10 protein-coding genes are annotated in these 14,915 nt (G+C 53.0%); 4 read left to right on the forward strand and 6 right to left on the reverse strand.

Annotation, left to right across the window (positions count from 1 at the left end):
- Positions 1–26: 26 nt before the first annotated feature.
- Positions 27–311, reverse strand: a complete 285-nt coding sequence (locus BW958_RS05035; protein WP_076574632.1) for a pyrimidine/purine nucleoside phosphorylase — start codon at positions 309–311, stop codon at positions 27–29.
- A gap of 305 nt (positions 312–616) precedes the next feature.
- On the opposite strand from BW958_RS05035, the gene BW958_RS05040 reads away from it, so the two are divergent.
- Positions 617–1,816: a dicarboxylate/amino acid:cation symporter gene (locus tag BW958_RS05040; protein WP_076574633.1), complete on the forward strand. Its 1,200-nt coding sequence runs from the start codon at positions 617–619 to the stop codon at positions 1,814–1,816.
- A 43-nt stretch (positions 1,817–1,859) separates the two neighbouring features.
- Here BW958_RS05040 and BW958_RS05045 read toward each other — a convergent pair whose 3' ends face one another.
- From BW958_RS05045 to BW958_RS05055, 3 genes are all read right to left on the reverse strand, one after another.
- Positions 1,860–3,065 (reverse strand): EAL and HDOD domain-containing protein, encoded by a 1,206-nt coding sequence (locus tag BW958_RS05045; RefSeq protein WP_076574634.1) that lies wholly within the window; start codon positions 3,063–3,065, stop codon positions 1,860–1,862.
- 107 nt (positions 3,066–3,172) lie between these two features.
- Positions 3,173–4,408, reverse strand: a complete 1,236-nt coding sequence (locus BW958_RS05050; protein WP_076574635.1) for an outer membrane protein transport protein — start codon at positions 4,406–4,408, stop codon at positions 3,173–3,175.
- A 240-nt stretch (positions 4,409–4,648) separates the two neighbouring features.
- A complete protein-coding gene (locus BW958_RS05055; RefSeq protein ID WP_076574684.1) occupies positions 4,649–5,977 on the reverse strand; it encodes an outer membrane protein transport protein in 1,329 nt (442 codons plus the stop codon).
- 1,013 nt (positions 5,978–6,990) lie between these two features.
- On the opposite strand from BW958_RS05055, the gene BW958_RS05060 reads away from it, so the two are divergent.
- Positions 6,991–7,203, forward strand: coding sequence for a DUF4250 domain-containing protein (locus tag BW958_RS05060; protein WP_076574636.1), 213 nt, complete (start codon positions 6,991–6,993; stop codon positions 7,201–7,203).
- A gap of 331 nt (positions 7,204–7,534) precedes the next feature.
- Positions 7,535–10,006, forward strand: a complete 2,472-nt coding sequence (locus tag BW958_RS05065) for a glycogen/starch/alpha-glucan phosphorylase (RefSeq protein ID WP_076574637.1) — start codon at positions 7,535–7,537, stop codon at positions 10,004–10,006.
- Between the two features lie 68 nt (positions 10,007–10,074).
- Here BW958_RS05065 and BW958_RS05070 read toward each other — a convergent pair whose 3' ends face one another.
- Together BW958_RS05070 and trxC are read right to left on the reverse strand one after the other, a co-directional pair.
- A complete protein-coding gene (locus tag BW958_RS05070; RefSeq protein ID WP_143233014.1) occupies positions 10,075–11,490 on the reverse strand; it encodes an SLC13 family permease in 1,416 nt (471 codons plus the stop codon).
- A gap of 123 nt (positions 11,491–11,613) precedes the next feature.
- A complete protein-coding gene (gene trxC / locus BW958_RS05075) occupies positions 11,614–12,060 on the reverse strand; it encodes a thioredoxin TrxC (RefSeq protein WP_076574638.1) in 447 nt (148 codons plus the stop codon).
- A gap of 60 nt (positions 12,061–12,120) precedes the next feature.
- Here trxC and BW958_RS05080 point away from each other — a divergent pair, with 60 nt between their 5' ends.
- A complete protein-coding gene (locus BW958_RS05080) occupies positions 12,121–14,907 on the forward strand; it encodes a hybrid sensor histidine kinase/response regulator (protein WP_076574639.1) in 2,787 nt (928 codons plus the stop codon).
- Positions 14,908–14,915 lie beyond the last annotated feature (8 nt).

Here is a 14,915-nt window from a genome sequence, read left to right on the forward strand (position 1 = left end):
TAATCAGAAAACAGCAAACGCGACGATTACTTCAGAAATTCGCACAGATACGCGGTGGCATCTTTGACGTCCAGCTTAAACGAAGAGCTGGCCGGCACAATGAATGCCTCACCAGCCTGATAGGTTTGCCACTCGGTAGCACCCTGTTGCTGGATGGTTAATGCACCTTTGACTACGGTCATACGCTCGGCCGCAGCCGTATTGAATTCATAGCTACCCGGCGCCATGACGCCGACAGTGGCTTGTTCACCCTGATTGTCAAAACCGATGGATTTGACCTTCCCATCAAAATACTCATTACTTTTTAACATTTTTACATCCTTGTCATAGTCACCGGATGCAACTTAGCACGCAAGTACCAGCTTGCCAATCCCACCGCAGCGGGATGGAACGGTTGTTGGACTCTTTTGGACGCACCAAAGTGTCGTTTTTATAAAAAATGGCCCTCAAGCATTTTAAACAGCATATAAATGTGCGATAAAACGTACCCTCAGAGGGTTAGGTTAATATTTAACCCTCAAAAAGCTCAATAACCTGTAGTTATTGTTAAATAAAACAAGAAATAGGAAAACCGACGGTGACAAAAGGACTCGTTAAAAACGTAGGCTTCCAGGTAATGGTAGCCATGGTATTGGGGGCTGGCGCGGGCGTGCTGATGGGGCAACAGGCGACCATGTTTGCTCCTTTAGGAACGCTGTTTATTCAACTCATCAAGATGCTGGTGATCCCGCTAGTCGCAGTAGCGATTGTCTCCGGGGCCGCTAACCTGGGCGCGAGCCCCGCAGCCGGTAAGATTGGTGCGACCACCTTGGTGTTTTTCCTGGTGACGTCTGCGCTTGCCGTATTGCTGGCGCTGGTGATGGGACAGGTGTTCAAGCCGGGCGAGGGGGTTGATCTCTCTGGCGTAAATGGCATGTTCTCCGGTGATTATTCTGACAAGGGTGCGCTGCCCGATGCCGTCAGCACACTGCTTGGGATGATTCCGACCAACGTGTTTCAGGCACTCAACGAAGCCAATATTCTGCAAGTGCTGGTATTCTGCCTGTTCCTTGGTATCGCCATTGCCAAGCAGCCGCCTGCGCGCTCCAAGCCGCTTATCGACGGCCTCAATACGCTGGTGGATGCCTTTGTCTGGATGATCAACAAGGTCATGCTGATCGCGCCGCTCGGCGTGTTTGGCCTGATGGCTGATGCCATCGGCACCTACGGCTTTAACGTGCTGACCGTGGTGATGAAGCTGTTCGTGGTGTATGTCGCCGCGATTTTGATTTATGGCTTTGTGGCCTATCCGGCCATGGTGGCCGCATTTTCCAACACGCCGGTTCTGCGTTACTTAAGCGCCATGAAGAAGGCCCAGATTGTGGCGTTCTCGACCGCGTCGTCGATGGCCACCTTGCCGGTCAACATGGAAGTGGTGGAAAAAGAGCTGAAGGTGACCAATGCGACCGCGTCGTTCGTGCTGCCACTCGGTGCCACCATCAACATGAGCGGTAACGCCATCTATTACGGTCTGGTTGCCATCTTCTTTGCCCAGATCTTCCATATCGATCTGAGCATGGGAGCGTGGGCGGCCATCATCCTGACCTCGACACTGGGTGCCATTGGTCAGGCCGGTGTGCCGGGACCAAGCTTCCTGGTGGTAGCGGTGTTGCTGGCGGCCGGCATCCCGATCGAAGGTTTGCCCCTGCTGTTTGCACTGGATCGTATCTTTGACATGATTCGTACTGCACTCAACATCACCGGTGATGCTGCCTGCGCGGTGATCGTGGATAAATACAGTCCTGATTACGATCCCAAGCGCTGGGAAAAAGCATGATAGTCAACAGGGGCCTGCGGGCCCCTGTGTTGTTTAATGTGTCTTACTGGGCTTGTGTGAGGGCACTGACCCACTGGGCGGCCTCGCGATAGAGAATAGAGACCTGCTCTTCTTCGAGCTTGAGCTCGTTGGCCAGCTGCGTGATGGCCATCCAGTCTGCCCGCTCATAAAGCTCTACCAGTTTGAGGGTGTGGCCCAGCTCGCCACGACGTGACAGCAAGGCGGCCTTGATACCATCGGCCAGCGGAATGCTGTAGAGCAGCTCCGGCATCGATTGCTCCATCAACACATCCAGCAGCGAAAAGAGCCCAACCATAAATGCTTCCGCGCTAGGGCGCCGTTTACGCTCGGCGAGCAGCTCGCAAAAGCGGGCGCGCACCAGCGACATCTGGTAAAGCTCCTCACTCTTGCCAGCACCGGCCGTGCTGGCGGCCACCAGTGAGACAAAACGGCGCAATTCAACATTGCCAAGGTAAACCGCCGCTTGTCTGAACGAGGAGATCGGCTGGCGCGTCCCCTTATGGAAATTCACATAGCGAAGCAGCTTGAGTGACAGGGAAACATCCTGACCGAGCAGCTTTTCCACTTTGGCAATATTGATCTCGGCTTCATTGACTGCCTGCAGCAACTGCATCACGACAATCTTAGCGGGGGGCAAAGAGAGGCGTTTGACCATTTCGGGGCGGCTGAAAAAAAATCCCTGAAACAGTTGGACCCCGGCTTTGCGCGCCTGCTCGAACTCCTGCTGATCCTCTACCTTTTCAGCAAGATATTGCAGTTTCAGGTGGCGATGACGGGTAATAAATTGGCGGATGGCTGGAACCGGGGTGGCGCGTAAATCAAATTTGATAATCGAGATATGGGGAAGGAAGCGTTCCCAGTCGGGCGAGAGGGTGAAGTCATCAAGCGCCAGTCGATAACCTAATTTACGCAGCTGCTTGACCTTGGCAAACAGGTCGTCGTCTGGTGGCGCATCTTCAAGGATCTCGATGATCACCTTCTCTTTAGGCAGGCATTCGGCTAATCCACCAAGCAGGAGATCGTGGCCGAAGTTGATAAGACCCAGACGCCCACCTAACAGCTGGTCGATATTTTGCTGGAGAAACTGTTCGACCACCAAGCGAGAGGTCGCTTCGGAGGAGGAGACTTGCGGAAAGACGTTTTGCAGACTGTCACGAAATAGCAGCTCATACGCGAAGGTATGCTGCTGCTCATCGAGGATAGGTTGCCTGGCTACATAGGAATACATGCGCGCCTCCAGCGGGAATCTCACTGAATTGTAAGGCGCTTTTTAAAGGACTACCAGCACGGTGGAGTCCGTACTGGTAGTGTACTGGTCGAAAGGGGAGCGCGTCTTTAGAAGGTATAGCTGGCTTGCAGACCAGCCAGCCACGCATCTCCCTCGGAAGTGCCATCAAAGGTGGAGGAAAGTGTGCTGAGATTCTCGTGTACCGGTACTTTCTTGCCATCGATAAAGGTCAGCCCCAGATCCAGATTCAGCTGAGGGGTAACCTGATAACCGACCCCTGCGCTATACCAAATCCTATCAGCATCCGGAATCGAGATGGTTCTGTGCTCAGCCGAGACGGGACTGCGGTCATAGGCGATACCACTGCGCAGTTGCCACAGCGGGGTCAGCTGATAAGTCATCCCTATGGCATAACGCCAGTTATCTTCCCAATTTTCATCCTTGATATGCATGGTGTTATAGCGATCAAGTTTGGCTTCCAACTGGGTAAACTTGCTCCAGTCGGTCCAATTGATGCTGGCGTGCATGGCAAAAGATGGGGTGAGCTGATGATAGAGAGCCAATTCAGCGGTTGCTGGAAGTGGCAGAATAAGCTCTCCGGTATCCTCGAGCCCAACGTAGGTTGAGCCGATTTTTTGACCCAGTTTGGCGTCACCTTTGAGTTTTAAATCAACGCCATTGCGATAACTGATGCCGATTCGGGTTTTTTCACTAGGCGAAATCAAGATCCCGGTATTCCAACCCATCGCCCAGCCATCACCTTCAAGATGTTTGGCAATAAGATTTCCAGAAGGATAGGTTCCACCCACTTCACCTTCACCGCGAATAGCGGAAATGCCCATTCCGGCAGAGAGCCAAGGGGTTAATTGATATGCCAGTGCCAAGCCAAGATCATAGGTTTTGATATCAGAGACGTTACCAAAGTGACCCGCATTGTAATTTGAGGGCATCTCCACACCGAGCCCATAATAGGAGGTGGCACCGAACCCCATACTCAAACGATCATTAATCGGGGTGACCAGATAGAGGTTGGGTACCCAGGCATCATCGGCGATATCACGGGCATCGGCATTAAGTGTATGACCCCCGACCACCGTGGTGCCTTTAATATTGACATCTGGCTTGATATAGACAGCGCCCACCGACAAGGCGGTGTGTTCAAAGCGAGTGATGGCTGCGACGTTTCGCCCCAAGACGCTGGCGTTATCAGCAATGGCCGCTTCACCGGCAAAGGCTCGGCCCAGACCAGTGGCGGATTGCTCGGCCAGTTGGTAGCCTGCTGCCATGGCGTGGCTGGCAAACAGCGCGGTAGTCAGTATCGACAGTCTGAAGATGGATTTCATCGTTCTCCCCTGATTGTTTTTCTATTTTTGGTAAAGTGGCAGGATTTTATCTGGTCTGACTTGTTCAGCAACCGCTTTGCCTAGCGGCGAGATAAAACGTGATTTCCTGCTGGGGAAGGGCACTTTAATAGCTTGATAAAAAAGGAAATGTGAACAGGTGTGTGCTACAGCTGTGCGCTGAAACCGAGTGTGCAGAGATAAAAAAGGCGCCAATAGGCGCCTTGGATAGAAGATCTATTATCAGAACTTCATATTAAATTGGGCTGCGGCCAGATAGGCATCTCCATGAGAAGTCCCCACCCAACGAGGTTGTCCAGTGTGAGTTGAGAGTCCCTCACTTACACTAACCTCTTTGCCATCAATATAGGTCAGACCAAAATCAACACTCATATCCAGGTTGATATGGTAGGTTGCACCGGTGCTATACCAAACACGGTCGGAGTCAGGAATACTCAGGCTACGATATTCGGCCTGGATCGGGCTTTGGTCATAGGCGAAACCAACACGCGCTTCCCAACTTGGGTTGATATACCAAGTACCGCCGATGGCATAGCGCCAAGCATCTTTAAATTTCTCATCTTTTTGCAGACATACACCGGCCTGACCTTTAAATGAGCAAGAAGAACCGGTTGCTTTAAGCTCTTCAAAGGCACTCCAGTCAACCCAGTTAACGGAGTAGTGAACGGCGAACTGTTGGTTAAGACGGTGGTAACCGGCGAACTCAGCCATGGCAGGCAAAGTTATATTAAGGCCAGCCGAAACCGATTTTCCTCCCATTGGGTTTAAACCATTGCTTGTTGTCGCAGCATGAACAGGGAGATCGTTGCTGTAATCACCTTTAAAATCAAGATCTACTTTTGAACGATATGTCAGTGCAAAACGATGGTCTTTATTGACTTCGTATAGCGCGCCAATGTTCCAACCAAATCCCCAGTCATCCCCCTTCAGGTGGGAAATTTGTGTATCACTCTTAACACCTAAAGCAGAAAGAGAATTAGCAGTATAGCCTGCATAACGATTCAGTTCAGCTTCGGCATAGACAAAGTTAACACCAGCACCGAGACTGAAATTAGGCGCTATTTTATATGCTAGGTTAGGATTAATATTGAATGTTTTTAGTTCGGTATCACCAGCTATTGTTCCTGCACTAAAGTCAGTAGGATATTCGGTTGATAGACCGTAGTTGGAGAACATGGCAATACCCCACGCCAAGTCTTCCTTCAGCGGTTGAATAAAATAGGCGGCCGGCACAAAGGCACTTGGTGCGATATCTTTCTCGCTAGAAGAGGCCAGCTTGGTCGAATTGTTATAAACACTGCCATCCACTTCCACATCCGGTTGGATATAGGTGCCGGCGACCGAAACGGCCATCTTGTCAAACATGGTCATGGCCGCAGGGTTGCGTGCCAATACCGAGGCGTTGTCAGCAATGGCGGCTTCACCTGCAAAGGCCCGTCCAAGACCTGAGGCGGAGTGCTCATTAAGCTGGAATGCGGCAGAGTGGGCTTGGCTGCTGGCAACGGCGATGGCCAGGGCGACAAGGCTCTTCTTGAGGTAGGCGTTGTTCATAATCGTCTCTCTGTAGTTGCGATCTTTTTGCGGCAAGTTGCCTGCAAGATCTTTGTTATTTAGCTTCATACCCTATTGATAACCGGCGTGATTCTATGGATCTGGTAAGAGGTAAGAAATCAGACCAGTGAGGTGAGAATACACAAAAGATACAAAAGTGTTAATTATTTGTTCTGTTTAGTGTGATAAATAACCATAAATGGGCATAAAAGAGGTAAAAACTGCGATATCAATGATTAATTTGTGGGAAAAATTGTGAAGGCGCTCAAATTCCATGAAATATGCGGAAATGTGATGACTGTCTCTTAACACTTGGCCAGCGCAGTCAAGAAATCGCTAATGAGATGAGGTGGACAGCATAAAGACCTCCTGCCAGTAAGGAGGTCTTTTGAACATTCAGTGGTTGTGACAGCCAAGGGCACGATGACCCGCCAGAGGAGAGGAAAGGGGAAATAACTGTGCGCGTGTGCCACTGGTGCGTGAAAGGTGCTCAATGCGTTGCCAGTCGATCGTTACATGTTCGGGCGGCCAGCCGAGCACAGCACTGAAACAGCCATTTCCTAAGCTGGTTTCCAAAATGGTTTGCCAGTTTTTGATGCGACCGGCTGGCAGACACAATACCCGTGCAGGATCGATGCCCTGAGCCAACAAACTATCGTGGGTCGGATTGCCGGGAGGGGCGAGCAACAGGATCCAGCCACTCTTGCCTTTATCTGTGCCTGAATGCTGGCGTTGGGTTGTCGGTGTTTTGGCTGTGTGATGGCACGGCAACCGCACCGGCCAGTGGGAACGGATCGTGCTCACATAAGAGGAGGCTGGGAGGATGTGTTGCCGCATATGTCACCTGTATGTATCAACATGCTGTATACGCATACAGTATTTTGTTTAGGTGGGCTGTGCAAGGGGAATGGTAAAAAAATGATCGATTTTGTGATGGTTGCGGTAAGGTGAAAGAGGTAAGCGATGCCTTGTTCTCAGGGTGTCTCTGATAACCAACAGTGAGGAGAAGAGTGATGGATGCAAGTCAACTGCAACGTCTCGATGCCAAGATCCTGCTGGGCATCGTCAATGAAAAGCTGCGTCTGGAGTGTGGCTCACTCAATGAGTTACTGGCCTATTACGACGTGAGCGAGATGGCGCTGGGGGAGAGAATGGCCACCATTGGTTATCGCTATGATCCTTTATGCAACCAGTTTCGTCACCAAGAAGCTGAAAACGTTTTCTGATTCTGGTTGACAGCGTCATTTTCAGGGTTTGATCAGAACAACACAACCGTTGAAAACATATTCACTACGATATTGATGTGTTTGTTATTTTAAGGTGTTGAATATAATCAATTTTACTTTTTTGTTATGGAAATAAAAAAGAAAGGGTTTTCATTATTTCCGTACTGGCAAGGCCCTTGAAGTGTGATTTTGATTCACTTTTTGGGCCTTTGCTTTGGATAGTATGCCCACAACCTGTTTTCCCCTACTCATAACAAGATGCCCCTCTGGGCACAGGAACACAGTTTGCAACCTTTGCATCATTGCATTTAGTAACGAAGGAAAAAGGCTTATGGCAAGCAAGAAGAAAACCGACATCCCGCTGCTGAACAAAGATCAGCTCAAGGCCAGTATTGTTCGCCACCTGCGTTCCACACTGGGAACCAGCGAGGAGAAAGCATCCCAAGAATCTTGGTGGAAGGCCACAGCCGCTGCCATCAATGAAGAAGTGTACGAGCGGCTCACCCGCACTCAGCAAACCCACCTGAAAAAAGATACGCGCGCGATTCACTACCTGTCGGCTGAATTTCTGATGGGCCGCCTGACCTCCAATAACCTGCATAACCTCTCTCTGTACAAGGTCTGCGATGAGGCGCTGGCAGAGCTTGGCCTTAATCTGGCCGATTTGTGTGAATGCGAGCCGGATATGGCGCTGGGTAATGGCGGCTTGGGCCGTCTGGCGGCCTGTTTTATTGATTCGCTGGCTACGCTGAATTACCCGGCCATTGGTTATGGCATTCACTACGAGCACGGTCTGTTTCGCCAGGAGATCCAGGATGGCCGGCAGATTGAGCGTCCTGACTCGTGGCGTGAATATGGCAACCCGTGGGAGATCTGCCGTCCTGAATCGGTTCAGGAAGTGCCTCTGTACGGCTATGTGGAAACGGTGTTTGCCGATGACGGCACCATGAAAAAGGTGTGGCACGCCGGTCGCAAACTCAAAGGGGTTCCTTGGGATATTCCGGTGGTCGGTTTCGGTGCGCACACCGTCAATATTCTGCGTCTGTGGGAATCTCGCGCCTCGGAGTTTTTTGACTGGGACGTGTTTAACGCCGGCGGTTATATCGATTCGCAGGCTGAAAAAGCGCAGGCCGAAACCATCTCCAAAGTGCTCTATCCCAATGATGAGACGGAGGCTGGCAAAGAGCTGCGCCTTATCCAGCAGTATTTCTTCTGCGCCTGCTCGATTAAGGACATCATGCGCCGTTACAAGCGCGCCCATGATCACGATTTCTCCCACTTTGCCGAGCAGATTGCCATTCAACTCAACGATACCCACCCGACCATCGCCATTCCTGAGCTGATGCGAGTGCTTATCGATGAAGAGGGTCTGGAGTGGGATGCAGCTTGGAACACCTGCTATCAGGTATTCTCCTATACCAACCATACCTTGCTGCCGGAAGCCCTCGAAAAATGGTCGGTCGCCCTGTTTGAGCGGGTGTTGCCGCGCCATCTTGAGATCATTTACGAGATCAACGGCCGGTTCTTGGATGAGCTGGTTGAGCCGCGCTGGCCGGGTGATGATGCCATCAAGGCCAAGCTTTCCATCATTGAAGAGGGCAGTGTACGCCGCGTTCGCATGGGTAATCTCTGTGTGATTGGCTCTCACAAGGTCAACGGTGTGGCAGAAGTACACTCGCGTCTGGTGAAAGAAGATCTGTTCCCTGAATTTGCCGCCATTTGGCCGGATAAGCTTTGTAACGTGACCAACGGGGTAACCCCGCGCCGCTGGTTGCTGGCCTGCAACCCGGATTTGGCCGCGCTTTATGACGAAGTGGTCGGCGAAAACTGGCCGCTTGAGCTCAATTTGCTGCGTAATGTGGTGAAGATGGCCGATGACACCGCATTCCAGCGCCAGTTCATGTCCATCAAGCATCGTAACAAAGAGAAGCTGGTGGCCGTCATCAAGGCGGAAACCGGGATTGATGTGAGTGCCGATGCGATTTTTGATATCCAAATCAAGCGGTTGCATGAGTACAAGCGTCAGCAGCTCAACTTGCTGCACATCATGGCGCTCTATCGCCGCCTGCTCACCAACCCCGACTATGATATGCACCCGCGGGTGTTCATTTTCGGCTCCAAGGCAGCGCCCGGTTACAAGATGGCCAAAGACATCATCTATGCCATCAACAAAGTCGCCGAGCGCGTCAACAACGATGCGCGCATTCAGGGCAAGCTCAAAGTCGTGTTTATGCCCAACTATCGTGTGAGTCTGGCTGAAAAGCTGATCCCGGCAGCCGATGTCTCCGAGCAGATCTCTACGGCAGGGTATGAAGCTTCCGGCACCGGTAACATGAAGATGGCTCTAAACGGTGCCATCACCATCGGTACTCTGGATGGCGCCAATATTGAGATTGCTGAAGAGGCCGGTGAAGAAAATTGCGCCATCTTCGGCTTGACCGTGGATGAGGTGAAAACCCTTAAATCGCGTGGATACCATCCGTACGATTTCTACTACGGTAACCCCGAGATCAAGGCGGTGCTCGACTGGTTTGATACCGACTACTTCACGCCGGGGCGCCCTGGCGAGCTCTCGTCTATCAAGCGTGCTCTGCTCGATGGTGGCGACACCTACCTGGCACTGGCTGATTTTGCAGCCTACAGCGAGGCACACAAGAAGATTGATAGCTGGTATCGCAATCCGGCGTTGTGGGCCAAGAAAGCCATCATCAACTCGGCGACCATGGGTAAATTCAACTCTGATCGTTCGATTGAAGATTACGTGGCCAACATCTGGTCGCTGTCGCCCTGTAAAGTGGGTTGACCGCCGGGTGAGTCAACATGGTGTAAAAAAACGGGAGGCAACCAGCCTCCCGTTTTTTATGACGCGATTTAGTGAAGAATATCCCCCACAAAGTAGGCCAGTGCGGTCACCAGCAGGGTAAAGACCATGTTGAGTGCAAAACCGGCCCGCATCATTTCGCGCTGGGTGATCTGTCCGCTGGCAAAGACGATGGCATTGGGTGGTGTGGCCACCGGCAGCATAAAGGCGCAGGAGGCCCCCACGGCAATTAATACCGATACCACCACAGGGGAGAGTCCGAGCGCCTCGGCCACTCCAGCAAACAGCGGCACCAGCAGGGCGGCGGTGGCGGTGTTAGAGACCAATTCAGTTAAAAAGATCACGAACGCCGCCAGGCAGAGCAGGATGACGAAGATGGGCATCGTCGCCAGCGCGTCGGAGAGGTGCTTAGCCAAAAAAGCATTAGCACCGGTTTGCTTGAGGATGGCGCTTAAGGTCAGACCGCCGCCAAAGAGCATCAGTACGCCCCAGTCGGTATTGCTATTGATGTCATCCCAGCTGGCTACCCGAGTCACCGCAATGGCAATAATGGCTCCCATGGCAATCAGGGTGTCGAGTTGTCCAATCCCGATCGCCTTTGCGATGGGTTGCGACAAGATCCACAGCAGCACGGTGGCAAGAAAAATGGTGAGCGTCATTTTGCGCTCAGAGGTCCAAATGAGGGTGATTTTGTCACTGGTCACTGGGTGGGAAAGATTGGGACGGATCACCCAGTAGAGCAGGGCAATGCCAACGGGCATAAAAATCAGCACCACAGGCAGACCAAACTCCAGCCAGTCAGTAAACCCCAGCCCCATCTGCGCGGCAGCGATAGCGTTAGGCGGGCTGCCGACTAGCGTCCCGATACCACCGATGCTGGCACTGTAGGCGACACCCAACAAGACAAACACCAGGGTTCTGCGCTCTTTATGTAGATCGAGTCCTTTGAGCATGCCCAATGCCAGCGGCATCATCATGGCGGCGGTTGCCGTATTGCTTATCCACATGGATAGCGCCCCCGTGAGCGTAAACAGCACTATGGCGCCCCAGCCAAGATGGCCTTTGGCAAGCTGCATCACCTTGGCGGCAATTTGGGTATCCAGCCCCTGTTTGGACAAGGCAGCCGCCAAGGCGAACCCACCAAAGAACAGAAACAGCACCGGGTTGGCAAAATCAGACAGGGCCGCAGCCATAGGGAAGATGCCAAGCAGCGTTGCCAAGACCGGAATACTTAAGGCGGTGATGGTGATATGAACGGCCTCGGTTAGCCACAGAATGGCGACAAAAGCCAGAATAGCCAGCCCTTTGTTTACATTGGCATCGAACGGAAGCCAGGCCAGCATGGCAAAAAGCAGCAGCACATCGGCCACCAAGATGGCCAGTTTAACGGCGCCCCCTTTCCGGGGGGATGCAACAATGGTGTGCTCGGGGTCGGTGGTGTAGTGCGTAGGGGAGATCGGTTGCATAGTCAGCCTCACATCCTGTTGATGATGAGCCTGAAATATTAATCAAATGTAAAATACATCGATATGATATGTATCGAAGACTATGCACCGCCTCACAATAAAACCTGGATTAAATATCCATTATTACTTAGTTACTTGCTGTTCCAACACGCTTTGCAGCCACATCTTGAATACCGACGCTGGCAGTGACCCACTGCGTTGGGCCAACAGCTTGCCACCGGCAAACACCAACAAGGTGGGAATGCTGCGAATGGCAAAACGTGCCGCCAATGCCGGCTCTTGTTCGGTATCGAGCTTGGCAAAGCGCATGCGTGGCTCCAGCTCTTGCGCCACCTGGCTAAATACCGGGGCAAATTGCAGGCAGGGACCACACCAACTTGCCCAGCAGTCGATCACAACCGGAACGTCCGATTGCAGCAGGGATTCGATATTGCTTGCGCTGGCGGTGACCGGCGTATGCGCAAACAGGGGGTGTTGGCAGCGGCCGCAACGTGCTGAACTGAGGTCATTTTCCTGCCCTAAGCGGTTCTTGGTAAAGCAGTGACTACAATAGGTAATGGGTTGCGACATGTTCAGCTCCTTATCTGGCTGAGACGATAACAAGACAACTTATAAAGAGAATACCACGGGATGAAATTCAAAAAGCTACCAGCGGCCTGGCCTTGGTGGGCTGCCGCATTTGTAACAGTCGGATTGCTGCTGTTGACCCTGCAGCAGATAAGGTTGCTTGAGCGAACCGTGGTTCTGACGGTGACCGCTGACGAGCTGTTTCATCGTATCAGCCTTGATACGGTGTCGATCATGGGCCGGCCGTATGAGGCGGGCCACGAGCCGGCTTCCTGGCTTGAGCCGCTGCGCCATGAAGTCGATGCATTTATTGCGCTGCAGCAATCATCCCTCGACATTTTGGCTATCAGCCAGAGCCGCGATATTCGCGGTCCGCTTGAGCAATACCTGCAAACACTCACGGCACTTGGGCAAAGCGCCAACGATCTGGCGAAGCTGAGTGAGCGCTATGATAACCTGCTACAGGCACTGCATCCGCTGCTGCACGATGACAGCGCCCTGTCCGATGCGATACACCAACTCGATCGGTTGACGCGGTTGGCCACCCAAGGCGATGCGCTTTCTTTGCCGCTGATCAGTGAACTGCATGACCGCTTGATCATAAGGCCCGGTAATCCCATAGCGCTGCAGGATTTTCTCAGTGCCCAGAATGGGTTGATCCAGCACTGGCAGCAACTGGACACACTGCAGCGTCTGCTTGCCGATAACCAGCAACTGGCCGAGCTGCTGCAGTGGAAATCACGCCTGACCCAGTTTGTGAATGTGATCAAAGTGCGCATCTATGTGCTCTTCGCACTCTCGATGGTCATGAGTTTTGTGATTGTGTGCGGCGTGATGCTAACCCGTCATCAGCGCTTGCAAACCATGACTCTGCAGGCCCAGCGTTTGGCGCAGAGCCGCAGTGAATTTCTGGCCAATATGAGCCATGAAATACGCACGCCCATGAATGCCATCATCGGTTTTAGCGCCCTGGCGCTGCAGACCGAGCTCACCGCGCACCAGCGTGACTATTTGCTAAAGATAAAGTCCGCTTCCGACACCTTGCTCCTGCTTATCAACGATATTTTGGACTTGAGTAAAGTGGAGTCGGGTCATCTGCTGCTTGAAGAGACCGATTTTCAGCTCGATGAGCTACTCGAGTCACTGGCCACCCTGTTTAGCGAGCTCAGCGAGCAGAAATCCCTTGAGGTCATCATCGATAAGGCGCCTGACGTGCCAGCCATGTTGCGTGGCGATCCGCTGCGCTTGGGGCAGGTGTTAATCAACTTGGTCAGCAACGCCATCAAGTTTACCGAGCGCGGCATTGTGCGCATTACGCTGCGCCGTGCGACGGACGATGCGGGGAGGGGCGAGATGCTGCAGGTTGCGGTGCAAGATACCGGTATTGGTATCGGCTCGGACAAACTCGCCATGCTGTTTAAGCCCTTCTCCCAGCTCGATGCCAGTTATAGCCGCCAATACGGTGGAACCGGCTTGGGTCTTAATATCTCCCAGCGCTTGGTGGAGTTGATGGGAGGACGCATCGACGTCGACAGTGAAGTGGGCAAAGGCTCCTGTTTTCACTTCGCGATTCCGCTGCGCGCCGCGATTCATCAGCACGAGACTGTCAGGCGACAGTTGTCGGGCTCGCCATCTATTTTGTTGCTCGAAGATAATCTGCTGGTATCCGAACTGCTGGTAAAAATTCTGGAGCGTGCCGGCGCGCACGTTGTGGCCTGCGCTTCGCTGACGGCGGCTGAACAGGCAGCCCGCGAGCATGCCGATAGCTTATCGATGCTGCTGATTGACTGGCGCATTGGTGATGAAGATGGTCTGGAGCTGGTGGCGCGTCTGGCGCCTCACCCCAAGTTAAACAAGCTGCCGGTGCTGGTCATCAGTGCCTACGAGCGCAGCGGCCTTAATCAGCGTATGTCATCGCTTGGTCTGCAACATGCGTTGAGCAAACCACTCACCGAGCATCGGCTGCTGGATAAAGTGACAGAGCTGCTGGCAGGGCAGCAACCACAACCCGCCGCCGCGCTTCAGGCCGAAAGCGAGGAGTTTACCTCTCTGGCTGGGCTGCGCGTATTGCTGGCCGAGGATAATCGGGTCAACCAGCAACTGCTGGTGGAATATTTGCGCCGTATCGGCGTGGAAACCCGCGTGGTGGAAAATGGGTTGGAGGCACTGACCGCCCTCGATCAGGAGGCGGCCTTTGATCTGGTGCTGATGGACTTGCAGATGCCCACCATGGATGGGCTGGAAGCCACGCAGCGACTGCGTGAACGCTTTGCGCCAGAAAGGCTGCCTGTGATTGCACTCACCGCCAGTGCGATGCCTGAAGATAGGGCACGCTGTCTTGCCGCTGGCATGAACGGTTACGTGACCAAGCCGGTGGGGCGGCGCGATCTCTATCAGGCGCTGCTCTCATTTGCCCCCAAAAGAGCGTCCACCTCTTTGGCGGCGTTGATCGCCTGGCCGCTGTTTGCCAGTGAGCAGGCATTGCAGCGTCTGGGCTTTGATGGCGACACCTTGCATCTGCTGGCCGAACAATTTGTCAGCGAGCAGTCAGATGTGATGCTGCATCTTGAGCAGGCGCTCAGTGGGAACAATAAAACGCTGGCGCATCGATTGCTGGAACACTTGGCCGAGCTGGCCGGGAATCTGCGCGCCGACCGATTACAGCAGGCGGCGTTATCACTGGCGGCCAACCTGCGCCAACCTGGCAGTGAATCGATCACGCTTTCTGAGTTGCAGCAGATCCACCGTGAAACCCTGGCTGAACTGGAGCACTACCTTGATCTGCTGCCAACACCGATGGCCGGTGTCATGCTCTCAGCCCGTCCCGGTGGTCGAACAATCATCAAATAAATGAAACT

The sequence above is a fragment of the Aeromonas sp. RU39B genome, assembly GCF_900156095.1.
Taxonomy (GTDB): domain Bacteria; phylum Pseudomonadota; class Gammaproteobacteria; order Enterobacterales; family Aeromonadaceae; genus Aeromonas.